The following is a 17,793-nucleotide window of genomic DNA, read 5'->3' as shown; positions in this document are numbered from 1 at the left end:
TTTTTCTGGGGTGTTTGGTGGTGCTGTGTCGTCGAGTGCTTGCGCACGTCTGAAGATGCCTGGTGTCCGGTGTCGACTGACGATGAAGCTTCTTGGACCCGTTGTGGAGACGAGGAGGCGGACATGGCGGTGATCGGAACGCTGCGTAGGGTGCTCATGGCCCCGTCCCTGGTTGAGGTGGGGTTCGCTCGGCGTGGTTTTCCCGTTGAGTCGACGGCTGTTACCCGGCGGTTAGAGCATGTTCCGCGGGCCGTCGTCTGTGGTTTCGAGTGGGGAATCGAGGCGTCGAGTCTGCCGGAGGCCGAGTGTCGGCTGGCGATGGTCGATCTGGAACTGCAGGGTTTCGCGTACGAGGGTGCGACCATGGCCTGTGTCATCCGTGATGTCATGGGGCCGGGTCGCGGTACTCGTACCCGGGACCTTCTCACGGGCGGGGGAGCCCGGCACATCTTCCTCAATTACATCGGTATCGGGTTCGCCATGGCCCGTCTTCCCCGGCTGCTGTGGAAGAAGGTGCTCCCCGAGCTCACCGATGCCGCCTCCTACCCGCAGATGCATTGGCTGGCTGTGGACGGTTACGGCTTCGACAAGGCCTACTTCCACACCCCTCGTTTCGTGGACGACCAGCGGGTGCCCGAGGCGTATCCGTGGCAGGGGGACTCTGCGTACTTCCTGCGTGCCGTGGACCAGGGGATCGGTCGGGCGCTGTGGTTCATCCACGGCGCGTCCGCCGGGAATGTCGTCGCCGCGGTCCGCCGGTTCGCCGTTGAGCGGCAGCCGGACCTGTGGAGCGGCGTAGGGCTCGCGGCCACGTTCGCCGGCTGTTGTGCGCCGACCGGTCTGGAAACGCTGCGTACTGCGGCGGGGGAGCACTGGGCGCACCTGGCGCAGGGCGCGGTGTTCGCCGCCAAGGCCCGTGACCACGCGCAGGCGATACCCGAGCACACTCACGCTGCCGTGCATACCCTGGCCGGCCTTTCGGTGCGGCAGGCGTCCGGGCTCGCCGACGACTGCGCCGTGCCCGACGACGAAAGCGGCACCTGCGCCTACGAACTGTGGCGTCGTGCCGTCCGGAGCAAGCTCCCGGACAACCAGGGTCGTTGAGTTGCATTCCGGGCCATCTCACCTTCCGTATCCATGCTCATAGGTAACCAATGAGAGGCGGTTCTTCGCGTGTCCAAACGTCTCCGTGCGCTGCGGCGCAAGATTCTTACGCCCAACGTCTCGGCCACCGAACTGGAAGTCCGCGGCTTTCACGTGAAGTCCGCGGAAGCGAAGGAGCAGTTGGAGACGATTGGGAGAACTTTCCTGCAGGGCTACGGCTATGCCGTTGAAGCCCGCTCGCCCGCCGAGGCCGAGGAATGGCTGGAAGCGGTGGACCGGCCGTTCCGTGGATTTGCCTATGAAGGTGCCGGTATGGGCGCCGTCATGCTCGATTGCCTGGCAGGGAGCACGAAGCGGCTGACCGGCCTGCTCGCCGGGCAGGGGCAGCAGCACATCTACATGGTCTACGTCGGTATCGGCTGGGCCATGGCCCGGCTGCCGCGTTTCCTGTGGCCCGACGTGACCCGGACCGACCCTCTGCTGCGCTGGCTGATCCTGGACGGCTACGGCTTCCACCAGGCGTATTTCCGTACCGACAGTTACGTCCGGGACCCGCACCGGGAACACCCCTTCAGTTGGGCCGGTGGACCGGACGTGTACAGCGCGCGAGCGATCGATCAGGGCATCGGCCGCGCGCTGTGGTTTGTCGGCGGCACCGATCCGGACACGGTCGCGGACCTGATCGGGGCCTACGCCGAGCACAGGCATGCCGATCTGTATGCCGGCGCCGGGCTGGCCGCCACCTATGCGGGCAGCGTCAGCGAGGACGAGCTGCGGGTGCTTGTCCAGCAGGCGGGCGAGCACCACGCGCAGCTCGCCCAGGGCGCCGCGTTCGCGGCCGAGGCCCGCGAGATGGCGGGCCTGACGATCCCGCACACCCACCTCGCGGCCAGGGTGTTGTGTGACCGGACCCCGCAGCAGGCGGCCGCGCTCTGCCGCGATCTGATGCCCGCCGCCGGCGACCGCGACGTCGTCGCCGGCATACCGGCCTACGAGACCTGGAAACAGCAGGTCGCTGCCGAACTCGCCGCGGTATCTCCCGCGGAGAAGGATGCGAACTCATGACCCACCCTCGGATATGGCTGATCAAACAGGCGCCCGGCGTGGTCGCCCTCGCCCTGATGGTGGGCACCTTCTACGCCGTGCAGCTCCCGGAGACCTCCGCGGCCGATCAGCGGAAGCTGGCGGAGAACTTCGCGTTCGAGCCGAAGTCGATATCGATGCCGTCAGGCTTCCCGCAGCAGACCAACCGCAAGGTCAACAAGGCGTACGAGAACATCGATGCCTGGATCTCCTCCGTCGGTGCCGGTGTCGCCATGAACGACATCGACGGCGACGGGCTGGACAACGACCTGTGCATCACCGACCCCAGGACCGATCAGGTCGCGGTGACACCGGCACCGGTGGGCGACCGTAAGAGCAAGACCTACAAGCCGTTCGTGCTGGACCCCGCCCCGCTGCCGATGAACAAGACGATGGCGCCGATGGGCTGCACGCCCGCCGACTACAACGAGGACGGCGCCACCGACCTTCTCGTGTACTACTGGGGACGCACCCCGGTGCTCTTCCTCGCGAAGGGCGGTGAGATGGCCATGGACGGTGGTTTCGAGCCGGTGGAGCTGGTGCCCGGTAACCGGGACGGGACTTACAAGGGCCCGCAGTGGAACTCCAACACCTCCGCCGTCGCCGACTTCGACGGCGACGGCCACAACGACATTCTGATCGGCAACTACTTCCCCGACAGCCCGGTCCTCGACCCGTCGAAGGACGGCGGAGTGACCATGAACTCCTCGCTGTCGCACGCCCAGAACGGCGGCGGCTCTCACTTCTTCCGCTGGACCGAAGAGGGCTACAAGGAGCAGAAGAACGTCCTGCCCGACGACATCGACAAGGGATGGACCCTGGCGGCCTCCGCCAACGATGTCGACGGCGACCAGCGTCCCGAGCTGTACCTCGGACACGACTTCGGCACCTCCGCGATGCTCTACAACACCTCCCGCCCCGGCAAGATCGGCTTCGCCGAGGTGAAGTCCGTCCACAGCGGCACCGTGCCCAAATCCAAGGAGATGGGCCGCAGTTCCTTCAAGGGCATGGGCATCGACTTCGGTGACCTCGACAACGACGGCCGCTACGACGCGTTCGTCTCGAACATCACCACTTCCTTCGGCATCCAGGAGTCCAACTTCGCCTTCTTCGACGACTCCAGCGGCAAGGCGGACCTGCGCGCCAAGCTGCGCCGGGGGGAAGCCCCCTACACCGACCGCAGCGCGTCGCTGGGGCTGGCGTGGTCGGGCTGGGGCTGGGATGTGAAGTTCGGTGACTTCGACAACAACGGCGACCTGGAGATCGCCCAGGCCACCGGCTTCGTCAAAGGAAAGACCAACCGGTGGCCCCAGCTGCAGGAACTGGCGACCGCCAACGACGCCCTCGTCTCCAACCCGCTGTGGTGGCCCAACGTCCGCGAGGGCGACGACCTAGCCGGCGACCAGACCCTGCGCTTCTTCAGCAAGACGGGCGAGGGGGGCTACGCCAACCTCGCCCAGGAACTCGGGCTGGACGTGCCGATTCCCACCCGGGGCGTGGCCACCGGTGACGCGGACGGCGACGGCAAGCTGGACATGGCCATCGCCCGTCAGTGGGGCGAGCCCGTCTTCTACAGCAACACCAGCAAGCAGCCCGGCGACTACCTCGGTCTCCACCTCGTCGACGCGAAGGGCTCGCCGGTGGTCGGCGCGCAGGCGAGGGTGACGCTGCCGGACGGCGGCACCCGCATCGGCCGCGTCGACGGCGGCAGCGGCCACTCCGGCCGGCGCAGCAGCGACGTCCACATCGGCCTGGGCAAGCAGACCGGCGATCCGCTGCAGGTCCAGCTCACCTGGCGGGACCGCGGCGGCCAGGTACATAACCAGGATCTTCAGCTGAGCCCCGGCTGGCACACGCTCCAGCTCGGCGCCGAGGCCAAGGAGAAGTGATCGTGTCCGACATCCACACGCCCCAGCAGACGCCACCGCCGGCAGCGCCCCGGCACGATGCCAAGGTCATCAAGGCGCTGACCCGATTCGCCGTCTCGATCTCCGTACTGAACATCCTCGGCTACACCGTGCTCGGCTTTGAACAGCCATGGACCTGGCCGCTCATCGCGGTGGCCACCGCGTACGCCGTGGAGACCGGCCTGGAGGCGATCAGCGCCCGGGTCGACGGGCGCCGGGCCCGCTTCCTCGGCGGCGGCCGGCGCGGGGTGATCGAGTTCCTGCTCCCCTCGCACATCACCGGCCTCGCCGTGAACATGCTGACCTACGTCAACGACCGGGTCTGGGTCATGGTGTTCGGCGTGATCGTCGCCGTCGGCACCAAGTGGGTGCTGCGGGCACCGCTGCGCGGCCGGATGCGGCACTTCATGAACCCGTCGAACTTCGGCATCGCCGTCATCCTGCTGCTCTTCCCCTGGGCCAGCATCGCGCCGCCGTACCACTTCACCGAGTACCTCTACGGCCCCGCCGACTGGGTGCTGCCCGCGATCATCATCGTGCTCGGCACCATGCTGAACGCCAAGCTCACCGGCCGCATGTGGCTGATCGCCGCCTGGGTCGGCGGATTCGCGCTGCAGGCGATCGTCCGCGGCCTCCTCTTCGGGACCTCCGTCCCCTCGGCGCTGGGCATGATGACCGGCACGGCCTTCATCCTGTTCACGAACTACATGATCACCGACCCCGGGACATCGCCGTCCCGGCCCCGCTCCCAGATCGCCTTCGGCGGCGGCGTCGCCGCCATGTACGGGCTGCTCACCGCCCTGCACATCGCCTACGGGCTCTTCTTCGCGACGGCGCTGGTCTGCCTGATCCGCGGTGGCTACCTGTGGTGGCTGAGCTACCTCGGCAACCGCACCGCAGTGGCGGCCCCCGTCCCGGCCCCGGTCCGTACGTCCTACGCCCCGGTGCCGGAGGCCGCGCCGCAGGGCGGAACCGGAGCGGGCGAGCAGAAGGAGCCGGTGTCTGCATGAGCCGCATAGCCATCGTCGGCATGGCCTGCCGCTATCCCGATGCGGCGTCCCCGCAGGAGCTGTGGGAGAACGCCGTCGCCGGCCGCCGGGCCTTTCGCCGGCTGCCCGATGTGCGGATGAACCTTGCCGACTACTTCGATCCCGATCCGGCGGCGCCGGACCGCTTCTACTCCCGCACCGCGGCGGTGCTGGAGGGTTATGAGTTCGACCGCGTCGCCCACAGGACCGCGGGCAGCACCTACCGTTCGACCGACCTGACGCACTGGCTCGCCCTGGACACCGCGGGGCAGGCGCTGGCCGACGCCGGTTTCCTGGCGGGCAGCGGGCTGCCGCGCGAGACGACCGGCGTGGTGATCGGAAACACGCTCACCGGTGAGTTCTCCCGGGCCAACCTGATGCGGCTGCGCTGGCCTTACGTCCGGCGGGTCCTCGCCGGCGCCCTCACGGAGATGGGGTGGGACGACGAGCGCATCGCGGAGTTCGCCGCGCGCGTGGAGGAGGACTACAAGAAGCCCTTCCCGCCGACCGACGAGGACACCCTGGCCGGCGGCCTGTCCAACACCATCGCGGGCCGCATCTGCAACCACTTCGATCTGAACGGCGGCGGCTACACGGTTGACGGGGCCTGCTCCTCGTCGCTGCTGGCCGTGACAACGGCCGGATCATCGCTGATCAGCGGCGCCGCGGACGTGGTCGTCGCCGGCGGCGTGGACCTGTCCATCGACCCCTTCGAGATCATCGGGTTCGCCAAGACGGGAGCCCTGGCCAAGCACGAGATGCGGCTGTACGACCGCCACTCCAACGGCTTCTGGCCCGGCGAGGGCTGCGGCATGGCCGTGCTCATGCGCGAGGAGGACGCGCTCGCCGCAGGCCACAAGATCTACGCGAGCATCGCCGGCTGGGGGATCTCCTCGGACGGGCAGGGCGGCATCACCCGCCCTGAGGTCAGCGGCTACCGCCGGGCCGTCGACCGTGCGTACGCGATGGCCGGCTTCGGCATCGAGACCGTCCCGCTGTTCGAGGGGCACGGCACCGGCACCGCGGTGGGCGACAACACCGAACTCACCGCGCTGTCGCAGTCCCGGAAGGCTGCCGGCGCCGACCGGCCCGCCGCCATCAGTTCCGTCAAGGGAATGATCGGCCACACCAAGGCCGCGGCCGGTATCGCCGGGCTGATCAAGGCGGCCATGTCGCTCCACACGCGGACGCTGCCGCCGGCCATCGGCTGCGTCGAACCGCACGAACTGCTCACCGAGGAGCGGGCCCCGCTGCGTGCCCTGCGCAAGGCCGAGGCCTGGCCGGGCGACGCACCGCTGCGCGCCGGCATCACCGCCATGGGCTTCGGCGGGATCAACACGCACGTCGTCCTCGACAAGACCGCCCCCCGGCCGCACAAGGCCCCCAGCCGACGCGCCGTGACCCTGGCCGGTTCCTTGCAGGACAGCGAACTCCTGCTGTTCGACGCGCAGTCTCCTGACGAGCTGCGTGCACGGCTGGTCGAGGTGGCCGACTACACCGGCCGGCTGTCGTACGCGCAGATCGGTGATCTCGCCGCCACCCTCCAGCGTGACTTGCACGACCAGCCGTGGCGCGCGGCCGCGGTCGTCACGTCCCCGGAGGACGCCGGACAGCAGCTGCGTGGGCTCATCGAGGCCATCGATGCACGCGGGTCCGACGCCGGCCCCCGGATCACCGCCGAGGACCGTACGTTCCTCGGCCGGAGCGGCGAGGACTGCCGGATCGGGTTCCTCTTCCCCGGCCAGGGCTCGGGCAAGAGGACCGACGGCGGCGCCCTGGCGCGCCGCTTGCCCGAAGCGGCGGACGTGTACGCCACCGCCGGCCTGCCCGCCGGCACCGACACCACCGCCACCGAGGTGGCTCAGCCCCGGATCGCCACCGGATCGCTGGCCGGCCTGCGGGCGCTGGATGCCCTCGGCATCGAGGCGGACGTCGCCGTCGGACACAGCCTCGGCGAACTCGCGGCCCTGCACTGGGCCGGCGCCATGGACGCCCAGGTGCTGCTCGACGCCGCCCGGGTCCGTGGCCTGGCCATGGCCGAGCACAGCGCCTCTGGCACCATGACCTCGCTCAGCGCCGCACCGGCGGTCGTCGAGGAGCTGATGGACGGGCTGCCGCTCGTCGTGGCCGGCTACAACGGGCCCGAGCGGACCGTCGTCGCCGGCCCCGTCGAGGCGGTCGACACACTCGCCGACCGAGCCGGGAACGGCGGGATCGCGTGCACCCGCCTCGCGGTGTCGCATGCCTTCCACTCACCGCTGGTCGCCCCCGCCGCGGACGCCTTCGGCCGCTGGCTCACCACCGCCGCCTTCGCCGAGCCGGCCCGGCAGGTCGTCTCCACCGTCACCGGATCGGAACTGACGCCGCACACGGACATCGCCGGGCTGCTGCGCCGGCAGATCACCGAACCGGTGCTGTTCACGCAGGCGGTGACCACCGCGGCCAAGGAGGTCGACCTGTTCATCGAGGTCGGCCCCGGCCGGGTGCTGAGTGGCCTCGCGCCCTCCTCCACCGACGTGCCCGCGCTGACGCTCAACACCGATGACGAATCCCTGCGTTCGCTCCTGCAGGTCGCCGCGGCGGCGTGGGTCCTCGGCGCGCCGGTGATGCACGAGCGGCTCTTCCGCGACCGGCTGACCCGTCCGCTGACCATCGGGGCCGAGCTCACCTTCCTCGCCAGCCCCTGCGAGCAGGCGCCGCAGCACGATCTGCCCGCTGTCACGGCCAAGACCGCCGCCGCGGCCGACCGCGGCGGTGAGGCCACGGCGGCCGGCAACGCCGGCAACGCCGGCGACTCGGCACTCGAGGTCCTGGTGGCTCTCGCCGCCGAACGCGCCGAACTGCCCGCGGAGCTGGTCGACGCGGGCAGCACCCTGCTGGACGACCTGCATCTGAGTTCGATCACCGTCGGGCAGATCGTCAACCAGGCCGCCACCCAGCTGGGCATCCCCGCCGCGCAGATACCGACCAACTTCGCCACGGCCACGGTGGGAGACATCGCCGAGGCCCTGGAGACCCTCTCCGGCACCGCCGGACCGGACACCGCCCCGGTGGTGGCCGGCGCCGCACCATGGGCTCGTGCCTTCTCCGTCGCACCGCAGCCGGTCGCACTGCCCGCCGCGCCGGCCGCCACCGGCGGCGCCAGCGAATGGCAGCTCTTCGCCGCGGACGGCCATCCGGTGGCCGGCCAACTGCGCACCGCCTTGCGGCAGTCGTCGCTGGGCCCCGGCATTCTGGTCTGCCTGTCCGCCGCCTGCCCGCCCGAAGAGGTGGAATACGCGCTGAACGGCGCCAAGGCCGCCCTGGCGGCCGCCGGGGACACGCCGGATCTGCGGTTCGTCCTGGTGCAGGACGGCCGCGGCGCCGCCGGCCTGGCCAAGACCCTGCACCTGGAACAGTCCGGGCTGCGCACCACCATCGTCCACACGCCGCTCACCGCCGGCAGCGCCCGGCAGGCGGTGGAGCGCGTGCTCGCCGAGGTGGCGGCCGTCACCGGCAGCACCCGCTTCAGCGAGGCGCACCACGACGCCGACGGTACGCGCCGGGTGCCGACCCTGGCGGCGCTGCCGACCCGTGCCGGCCGTACGGAACTGCCGATCGGCCATTCGGACGTCCTCCTCGCGACCGGCGGCGGCAAGGGAATCTCCGCCGAGTGCGCCTTGGCCGTGGCCCGGGAAACCGGTGCCGCACTCGCCATCCTGGGGCGCTCCGATCCTGATGCCGACACCGAACTCTCCGCCAACCTGGCCCGGATGGCCGACCGCGGCGTGGCCGTCCACTACGCCCGCGCCGACGTCACCGACGCCGAGGCGGTCCGGGCGGCGGTCGGCGAGCTCACCGGCCGACTCGGACCCATCACCGCGATGCTGCACGGCGCCGGCCGCAATGAGCCCGGCGCCCTGAGCGGGCTCACCACGACGGAGATCGAGCGGACCTTCGCACCCAAGGTCGAGGGTCTGCGCACCGTACTGGACGCCGTCGGACCCGAACACCTCAAGCTCCTGGTCACCTTCGGCAGCATCATCGGCCGCGCCGGGCTGCAGGGCGAGGCGCACTACGCGACGGCGAACGAATGGCTCGCCGACCTCACGCAAGAGGTGGCCCGCACCCACCCCGACTGCCGGGCCCGCTGCCTGGAGTGGTCGGTCTGGTCGGGCGTCGGCATGGGGGAGAAGCTGTCCGTCGTCGAGACGCTGGCCCGCCAGGGCATCACCCCGGTCGCACCCGACCAGGGGGTGGAGATCCTGCTCCGCCTGATCGCCGACCCCGAAGCGCCCGTCGTCACGGTGGTCAGCGGCCGCACCGAGGGCATCGGCACCATCCGCCGCGACCTGCCCCCGCTGCCGCTGCTGCGCTTCACCGGCACCCCGCTGATCCGCTACCACGGCGTCGAACTGGTCACCGAGGTGGAGCTGAACGCGGGCACCGACCCCTACCTCGCCGACCATCTGCTGGACGGCAACCTGCTGATGCCCGCCGTCATGGGCATGGAAGCCATGACCCAGGTGGCCTTCGCGGCCACCGGCTGGACGAGCACCCCCGCCCTCGAGGACGCGCAATTCCTGCGGCCCATCGTGGTGCCGCCCAGCGGCTCCGCCCGAATCCGGATCGCCGCCACGGTCACCGGACCCGACACCGTGGATGTGGCCATCCACGCCGAGGACACCGGGTTTGCCGCAGAGCACTTCCGGGCCCGTCTGGTCTACACGAACGAGCCCGTCCCCGCCGGGGCGCCCGAGCAGGTCGCCCCCGGCACCGCCCCGGTTCCCCTGGACCCGGCGGACGACCTGTACGGCAGCGTGCTGTTCCAGGGGGCACGCTTCCAGCGGCTGCGGCGCTACCACCGGGCCGCCACCCGCGAGGTCGACGCCGACGTGGCGCTCGCCGAGCCCTCCGGCTGGTTCGCCGGCTTCCTGCCGTCCACGCTGCTGCTCGCGGACCCCGGGATGCGCGACGCGCTGATGCACGGCAATCAGGTCTGCGTACCCGATGCCACGCTGCTGCCGTCCGGCATCGAGCGGATACAGCCGATGGCGGCCGACGCGCTCCCCGGGAACCCGCAAGAGCTGCGCTACTGCGCCACCGAGCGATCACGGGACGGCGACACCTACGTCTACGACATCGCCGTACGCGACAGCGAGGGCACCGTGGTGGAACGCTGGGACGGCCTGACCCTGCACGCCGTACGCAAATCCGACGGCAACGGCCCCTGGGCGCCACCACTGCTCGGCCCCTATCTGGAACGGGCGCTGGAGGACAAGCTCGGCCGGCGCATCGCCGTCGCGGTCGAACCGGACCGGGAGGAAGAAGAGGACACCCCGGAAACCGTCAGAACCGGCAGCACCCGCACGGGCGTCGTCGGGGGACGCCGGGCGGCGACCTCGGCCGCCGTTCAACGGGCCCTCGGCACCCACGCCGACGTGCGCTACCGGCCCGACGGACGGCCGGAGCTCGACGGCGGCCGCCAGGTCTCCGCCGCCCACGGCATGGGCGTGACCCTTGCCGTGATCTCGGACAGCACCGTGGCCTGCGACATCGAGCCGGTCCACGTCCGGCCGGACAGCGAGTGGCAGGCGCTGCTGGGCGAGTACGCACCCCTGGCAGCCCTCGCCGCCCAGGAGACCGGCGAGGCCCCCGACACGGCCGCCACCCGGGTATGGAGCGCCACGGAATGTCTGCGCAAGGCCGGCTACCTGGCACAGGCCCCCCTCGCGCTGACCCCGCGCACCAGCACCAACTGGGTCTCCTTCACCTGCGGCGAACTCACCGTCGCGACCTTCGTCACCACGCTGCGCACCACCCTGGAGCCCGTCGTCCTCGCCGTACTCACGGACCGCACACCGCCCGGCAACGAAGGACCCAACCATGCCTGAGATCCCCGCCTACACCTACACAGCCGGCGTCGACGAGCCGGACGGCGCGACCGACAACGCCTATCTGAGCTGCCTGCTCCGTCAGGAGCACTGCCGGGACCTCTACCTCGTGCAGCGGCTCGCCACCTCCGGGAGCCCGCCGGACGCCGACCCCGTCACCCTCGAAGTCGACTGCGAGCTCTACACCGCGATCGCGCCGGGCGACGAGCTGGCGATCCGGGTGCAGCCCCGGGAAGTCCAGGACGGCCAGCTGGAGTTCACCTTCGACCACGTCAGGCTCCTTCCCGGGGGCGGCGAGGAGCTGGTGGCCCGGGGCAGCCAGCGCATCGCCTACAGGCGGCCGGGCGCCGGCGCCGCCGTGGGCTCGCCCCCGGTGCCCTTGGTGCCGGACCACGAGCCGCTGCCGCCGACCGTGCCCCATGGCACGACACATGCCGGGAGGCCCGCATGAGCGTCATGGCGGCTCGGCCCGCGAAGCTGGTCGACATCGAGGACGGCAAGCAGCTGCGCCGCACCTTCGGAACCTTCGCCACCGGGGTCACGGTGGTGACCGTGGGAGGGGACAACTGCCGGGGCATGACCGCGAATTCGTTCACCGCGGTCTCCCTCGACCCGCCTCTGGTCCTGATCTGCGTCGGACGCGAGGCGGTCATGCACCGCAGCCTCAGTCACACGGAGACCTTCGCGGTCTCCGTGCTGTCGGAGGGGCAGGAGGCCGTGTCCCGGCACTTCGCCGACCATTCCCGGCCGGCGGGACGGGGCCAGTTCGAGGCCGTCGACTGGCTGTCCGGCCCCGCCACCGGCACCCCGCTGATCGCCGGTGCGCTGGCGCATGTCGAATGCGTCAAGGAGCGGCTCTACGACGGCGGCGATCACACCATCTTCGTCGGCCGGGTGCTGTCCGCTGGGCGGACGGCGGCGGTCGACGCCCCGCTGGTCTTCCAGGGCGGACAGTTCCGCCGCCTGGCGGCCCGGGGCCTGGAAGGCGGGGCGTGATGACCAGATTCCCCCCGGGCCCGCCGCTCACCGCGCTGCCCGGGCTGCTGCGGAAGCTTGCCGTCGACCGGCTCGGCCTGATGCGCGAGGCCGCCGCCCTCGGCGATGCGGTCCGGGTCGTGCTCGGCCCCAAGAAGCTCTATGTGTTCAACCACCCGGACTATGCAAAGCATGTGCTCGCGGACAACAGTGACAACTACCACAAGGGCATCGGCCTGATACAGGCGCGACGCGCCCTCGGCGACGGCCTGCTGACCAGCGAGGGAGAACTCTGGCAGCGCCAGCGCCGCACCGTACAGCCGGCCTTCAAGCCCACGCGCATAGCGAGCCAAGCGGACGCGGTCGCGGAAGAGGCGGCGAAGCTGGTGACCTTGCTGCGCGGGTACGAAGGCGCCGGCCCCGTCGACGTCCAGGGCGAACTCACGGGACTCACCCTCGGCGTGCTCGGCCGCACCCTCCTCGAGACGGACCTCGGCGGCTGCGAAGCAGTGGCGCACTCCTTCGAAGCGGTCCAGGACCAGGCCATGTTCGAGATGGTGACGCAGGGCCTGGTGCCCAAGTGGCTGCCCTCTCCTGGACAGCTGCGGTTCCGCAAGGCCCGCAGAAAGCTGTACGGGATCGCCGACAGGCTGGTGGCGGAGCGCACCGGCCGTATGGCCGACGGCGACACGCCGCACGATGCCCTGGGCCGGATGATTCTTGCGACCGGCCGGGCCACCGACGCCGCCGCCCGGTCACGGCTGCGGGAAGAAGTCATCACCCTGCTGCTCGCCGGCCATGAGACCACCGCCAGCACCCTCGGCTGGACGCTCAGGCTGCTCGACGGCCATCCCGAGGTGCGCCGCAGGGTGCGCGCGGAAGCCGTGGAGATCCTCGGCGACCGCAGCCCGCAACTCGAAGACCTCCACCGGCTGACGTACACCACCATGGTGGTGCAGGAGGCCATGCGCCTGTACCCGCCGGTGTGGGTGCTGCCGCGCGTGGCCCAGCAGACGGACGAGGTCGGCGGCTACACGGTCTCGGCCGGGGCCGACGTGCTGATCAGCCCGTACATCCTGCACCGCCACCCCGGACTGTGGGACGCCCCGGAACGGTTCGACCCCGAACGATTCGACGCGCAGCGGGTGGCGCACCGGCCGCGCTACGCGTATATCCCCTTCGGCGCCGGTCCCCGGTTCTGCATCGGCAGCAACCTCGGCATGATGGAAGCGGTCTTCGTCACCGCCCTCCTCACCCGGGACCTGACGCTCACCTCGCTGCCCGGTCACCAAGGGACCCCGGAGCCGATGCTGTCGCTGCGCATGGCCGGCGGACTGCCGATGACTGTGGCCCCGGTGAGCTGACACGCCTCGGCCACCGCGCCGCGCTCGCGCCGACGAGGGCCGGGGCGCGGGCCCTCACGCGGCGGATTTCCAGCCCGCCGCGTCCCCCGGCACCGCGAGCAGCACCGGGGGGTCCCATGGGTCCGCCGGGCGCAAAAGGATGTCCACGGGCATCGGCCGCACCCCGACCTGCATCGTGACCGGGCCGCGGCGCCCGACGGACAGCGCGTTGCGCGTGCCGTGGTCGTCTCCGCCCGAAGCGGACAGGCCGCTGTAGGGGATGGAGTGAGCAAGGACGTGCCAGTCCCCTTCGGGAAGGTGATGCAGCTCGAAGGGCCCTGGCCCATCCGCCACGAGATACCGCGCGGGCCGGCCCTGGGGAATCGAGCTGGGGAACAGCCCTACGAAGACCGGTCCGATGGGCCGGTCACCGGGCAGCACAAGGCGGCCCCGTAACGAGATCCGATGGGTCGAAGCACGGTGGTCCGCCGGGTCGAGGTCCAGTTCCCGCACGTTTCCGCGCACCTCGCGAAACCTGCTCGGCGAGACTCCCACACAGGCTTTGAAACGTGAGCTGAAGGTGCCGACACTGCTGTATCCCACCTGACTGCTGATATCGGCCACGGTCAGCTCGGTGGTGAGCAGCAGCCCTTTGGCCTCCTGCAGCCTGAGGGCGGAAAGGAACCGCCGCGGCGATGTTCCGGTCACCTCGCTGAAGACCCTGGTGAAGTGGAATTTGCTGAACATGGCCGTCCTGGCCATGTCGTTTATGGTCAGCTCCTGGTCGAGATGGCGGTGCATCTCCTCGATGACCCGGAGAATGGCATTAACGGAACTGGCGACCATGGACGCTCCTTTCCGCTCACATGTCCCTGGATATTTTTCGGTCGCCCAGTTCCTGGGCGAACCGGCGCCAGGTGTCCGCGCACTTCATGGCGATGTTCGCCACGGTCTCGGAGTGATGTGGGGGGACGGCCTCGATACGCCGGCGCCAGGCATCGTCGGTGAAGAAGTGGGCGTGCAGCCACCGCACGAAGTCGCGGCCCGCCTCGGAATTGCGCAGTGACGGGTCACTGGCGAGTGCCCCCATCAGGTCCAGTGCGCTGCGTGCCGGGCCCGCCTGCGGCCTGCCGCGCTGCGGGCGCAGGGAGGCCTCGGCCCGTCTCGGCTGCTGCACGGCTCCGGAGTTCACCGTGGCGGAGCTCCGGGGCGAGGCAAGCGGCGGGGGAACCGGCTCCTCGCCCCGGAGCAGCCTCTGGCGGACGTCGTGGGCGGTGCCCAGCGACAGCCCGGTCTCCTGGGCCACGACGCGCAGCGGCAACTCGGGCCGCCGGCTCATCAGCTCGGCGGCGTGCCGGCGCTCCACGCTCCGGTCGAGCGGGTGGGCCTTGCCGTCGAGGCCTAGACGCACGTTCGACTGCGGAAGATCCGCAGCTGAACGACGGCGCACATCGGCCACGCTCTTGGCATCGAGCCCCGTATACACGGCGATGCTCCGGTCCGACATGGCCGGGAACGTGGCCAGGATGCGATCGGCGGCCGCTCTGCGATCGGCGGTCGACAGCGGCAGGCCGTGCACGATGTTCCGGGCGACGGACTGGATGAAGGCCTCGTCGTCGTCGGCGTCGTCGAAGAACTGGGCGTCTATGAGTTCGAGCCCGAGCAGGGCGGCCGCCCGTACGCGATGCATGCCATCGACCACCCGCAGAGTCGGCCGGTGCACGAGAATCGGCGGCAGTGATGGGAATACTTCGACAAGTCGCTGCGCGTGCGCCTCGTCGATTCCGTCGAGGCGAGGCGAATCGGCGGCAGTGAGAGTGCTGATCCGCACCGGCTGTGTGAAATGCGCCGGTAGTTCCGTGTCGATGTCACCAAAGCTCTCCATGGCCCCTCCAACCAAGGTGGTTATGCAATTTCGGCATGCGGGACACCTGCTGCATTAGGACAACGCGCCGGTCGTGCACAGATGCAGAGGAAATCAGGGGCCGGAGCCTACCTGTCAGCCGGTTCTCGCGAGCTGTTCATGACACAGATGCGGTGACTATGGAGAGTCCGCAAAGAAATGCACCGGCCGGCGGCTTGAACGCATTCTTCGGTTGCTTGAACCAACTCGCCGGACCTAGCGTTCTGCACGTCGCGGAATGACCGCACGGCCGAGGGGAGGCAGAGTTGACTGGCAATGACACCGGGGGAGACCTGGTCACGTACCGGACCCTGACCCTTGAGGCATTCGCCGACACGATCGTGCCCGGCGAGAAGCGCGGACCCGACGACCGAGCGGTGGCCGGTGCGGCCGCCGGCGGCGGCGCCGTCGCGGCCGGCGCCCTGGAGCTGATGCACTGGGATGCCACCGGCATCTCCGAAGGCCTGGACGACCTCGTGCAGCTGCTGGACGCACACACCCGGACCTACGCCGCGGAGACCGGGCTGATGCTCGACGACGGCGTCCCGCCCTTCGTGGCGCTGGACTTTGAGCACCGCACCGCCCTGGTGCAGCGGCTGACCGGCCCCGGACACCCGGAGAAGGAGCTGTGGGTGATGCTCGCGCTCTTCTCCAACATGGCCTTCGACTCCGCCGCTCACCGGCACACCGCCGAGGCACTGGCCGACGGACACCCCGGCCTGACCGCGTTGGGCATCACCCGCCCCGACGCGGACGGTCTGTGGCGCTTCGCCAAGCCCGGATACGGCACCGCACTCGCACGCGTCCACCCCGACACCACGCCCTCAGGGAGTCCGGCATGACCACCGGCACGGAACGCACCGATGTCCTGGTCATCGGAAGCGGCTTCGGCGGGGCGATCGCCGCCTACCACCTCGCTGCCGGCGGCGCGAAGGTCACCGTCCTGGAGCGGGGTCCCTGGCTGGAGACCAACGACTTCGAGCACGACTACAAGCTCGGCTCCTCCTACACCAGGGCCTTCGACTTCGTCGTCGGCGACGGGATGAGCGTGCTCGGCGGCAACTGTGTGGGCGGCGGCAGCGTCGTGTACTTCGCCGCCATGCCGCGCGCCCCGCGCTTCGTCTTCGATCGCCGCGGCAGCCTCGGCCGGCCGATGTGGCCGAAGTCGGTCAGCCGCGACACCCTCGACCCCTGGTACGACCGCGTGGCCGAGTCCATCGCCATCACCAAGCAGGACTGGTCCGACGTCAGCTACGCCGGCGGCCTGTGGGCCGCGGCCTGCGACCATGCGGGACGTACCGCCAATCCGCTGCCCACGGCCGTCGACAGCACCAAGTGCGTCAACTGCAACTGGATGATGGCCGGCTGCAGATTCGAGGCCAAGCAGTCGCTGCTGGTCAACTACCTGCCGGCCGCCATCGCCCACGGAGCGCAGATCCGCCCGCTGCATGAGGTCCAGCACCTCACGCGTACCGCGGACGGCAGCTATCGGATCCACTACAACGTCATCGACGACGAGGACTACCGCATCCGCACCGGCAGCGGCACCATCGACGCGAAGATCGTCGTCATGGCCGCCGGCGCCGGCGCCACCCCGGTGATCCTGCAGCGCAGCGAATCCACCCTGGGCGCCATGCCGCACGCCGTAGGACGCTACTTCTCCGGCAACGGCGAACGGCTCAACACCGCCGTCATCGACGAGGAGAAGGCCGCCCGGCTGCTCGGCCTGGACCGCGGCGACGGCGTGGCCTACGCCGCCAACCAGATCGGCAAGGGCCCGACCGTGGCCAACTGGGACCGGCTGGACGGCACGCTGCCCGAATACTCGCGCTACTCCCTGGAACAGCTGTACTTCCCGCCCGGCCTGGGAACGATCCTTGCCCAGGTGCCCGATACCGGCGGACCCACCTGGTTCGGACCGCGGAAGAAGGAGATCCTCAAGCGCTGGTCGTCCTGGCTGACGATCTTCACCATGATCGAGGACGACAACGAAGGCGTCTTCGGCCCGCCGCCGGCGACCGGAAACGCCCACCGCATATCCCAGCAGATGCTCGGACGCGGAAACCTCCGCTACGACCCGAAGCCCACCACCCTCGACGCGTGGGCACAGTCCGACACCGAAGTGAAGGAGATCCTGGAGAAGGACGGCCTGTCCAAAGTCATGCCCTGGACCAACGACGTGGTCGGTGCCTACACCGTGCACCCCCTCGCGTCGTGCCGCATCGGCGACGACCCGCAGACCTCGGCGCTCGACGAGCGCAACGAACTGCGCGGCCACCCGGGAATCTTCGTCACCGACGGCTCCGCCGTTCCCGGCGCTCTGACCGTCAACCCCGCCATGACCATCGCGGCGCTCGCCGAGCGCGCCATCCCCGGCATCGTCGAAGCGGCAAGGCGCCGGAACGTAAAGGTCCGTTACGGCGCTCCCGCCCCCGACGGCTCCCGCAGCGCCCGCGACCACGTCATCCCCCGGCTGCCCACCCTGCTGGGCAGCGAATCCCCGACCACCGTCCGGTAGCTCCGGCACACCCTGCGAACGGCAGCGACCGTGCGGCACCGGGCAGCCCCATCGACCCC

Annotated in this window: 12 protein-coding genes; 10 read left to right on the top strand and 2 right to left on the bottom strand. The window is 70.2% G+C overall.

Annotated elements, in window-relative coordinates; translation table 11 throughout:
* The first annotated feature begins 123 nt into the window (after window positions 1-123).
* The 8 genes from DSC45_RS35295 (at window position 124) to DSC45_RS35260 (ending at window position 13,334) form a co-directional block, all read left to right on the top strand.
* Window positions 124-1,104, top strand: a complete 981-nt coding sequence (locus DSC45_RS35295; RefSeq protein WP_119296137.1) for a DUF1702 family protein — start codon at window positions 124-126, stop codon at window positions 1,102-1,104.
* Between the two features lie 69 nt (window positions 1,105-1,173).
* Window positions 1,174-2,169 (top strand): DUF1702 family protein, encoded by a 996-nt coding sequence (locus DSC45_RS35290; RefSeq protein WP_119296136.1) that lies wholly within the window; start codon window positions 1,174-1,176, stop codon window positions 2,167-2,169.
* On the top strand, window positions 2,166-4,076 hold the full coding sequence (locus DSC45_RS35285) for a CRTAC1 family protein (RefSeq protein ID WP_205571503.1): 1,911 nt from the start codon (window positions 2,166-2,168) through the stop codon (window positions 4,074-4,076). Before DSC45_RS35290 ends, DSC45_RS35285 begins: the two co-directional genes overlap by 4 nt.
* Before the next feature lie 2 nt (window positions 4,077-4,078).
* Entirely contained in the window at window positions 4,079-5,104 is a 1,026-nt protein-coding gene (locus DSC45_RS35280; RefSeq protein WP_240435030.1) for an RnfABCDGE type electron transport complex subunit D, read from the top strand.
* Complete coding sequence (locus tag DSC45_RS35275; protein WP_119296135.1) at window positions 5,101-10,995, top strand: type I polyketide synthase; 5,895 nt, start codon at window positions 5,101-5,103, stop codon at window positions 10,993-10,995. The genes DSC45_RS35280 and DSC45_RS35275 overlap by 4 nt, the downstream gene beginning before the upstream one ends.
* Window positions 10,988-11,446, top strand: coding sequence for an acyl-CoA thioesterase (locus DSC45_RS35270; RefSeq protein WP_119296134.1), 459 nt, complete (start codon window positions 10,988-10,990; stop codon window positions 11,444-11,446). The genes DSC45_RS35275 and DSC45_RS35270 overlap by 8 nt, the downstream gene beginning before the upstream one ends.
* Complete coding sequence (locus tag DSC45_RS35265; protein WP_119296133.1) at window positions 11,443-11,991, top strand: flavin reductase family protein; 549 nt, start codon at window positions 11,443-11,445, stop codon at window positions 11,989-11,991. Before DSC45_RS35270 ends, DSC45_RS35265 begins: the two co-directional genes overlap by 4 nt.
* Window positions 11,991-13,334, top strand: coding sequence for a cytochrome P450 (locus DSC45_RS35260; protein WP_119296132.1), 1,344 nt, complete (start codon window positions 11,991-11,993; stop codon window positions 13,332-13,334). Before DSC45_RS35265 ends, DSC45_RS35260 begins: the two co-directional genes overlap by 1 nt.
* Window positions 13,335-13,388: 54 nt before the next feature.
* Here DSC45_RS35260 and DSC45_RS35255 read toward each other — a convergent pair whose 3' ends face one another.
* Together DSC45_RS35255 and DSC45_RS35250 are read right to left on the bottom strand one after the other, a co-directional pair.
* Window positions 13,389-14,159, bottom strand: coding sequence for a helix-turn-helix domain-containing protein (locus tag DSC45_RS35255; RefSeq protein ID WP_119296131.1), 771 nt, complete (start codon window positions 14,157-14,159; stop codon window positions 13,389-13,391).
* Window positions 14,160-14,175: 16 nt separating this feature from the next.
* On the bottom strand, window positions 14,176-15,198 hold the full coding sequence (locus DSC45_RS35250; RefSeq protein WP_119296130.1) for a ParB N-terminal domain-containing protein: 1,023 nt from the start codon (window positions 15,196-15,198) through the stop codon (window positions 14,176-14,178).
* A gap of 284 nt (window positions 15,199-15,482) precedes the next feature.
* Here DSC45_RS35250 and DSC45_RS35245 point away from each other — a divergent pair, with 284 nt between their 5' ends.
* Window positions 15,483-16,058, top strand: a complete 576-nt coding sequence (locus DSC45_RS35245; protein ID WP_162929452.1) for a DUF5987 family protein — start codon at window positions 15,483-15,485, stop codon at window positions 16,056-16,058.
* The gene (locus tag DSC45_RS35240) at window positions 16,055-17,734 is read left to right on the top strand and encodes an FAD-dependent oxidoreductase (RefSeq protein ID WP_119296129.1); all 1,680 of its coding nucleotides are present in this window, start codon (window positions 16,055-16,057) and stop codon (window positions 17,732-17,734) included. The genes DSC45_RS35245 and DSC45_RS35240 overlap by 4 nt, the downstream gene beginning before the upstream one ends.
* The last annotated feature ends 59 nt before the right edge of the window (window positions 17,735-17,793 follow it).

The sequence above is a fragment of the Streptomyces sp. YIM 130001 genome (genome assembly GCF_003574445.1).
Lineage (GTDB): Bacteria > Actinomycetota > Actinomycetes > Streptomycetales > Streptomycetaceae > Streptomyces.
The sequence above is the reverse complement of the archived record's forward strand: the minus strand, read 5'-3'. Positions and strand labels throughout refer to the sequence as shown.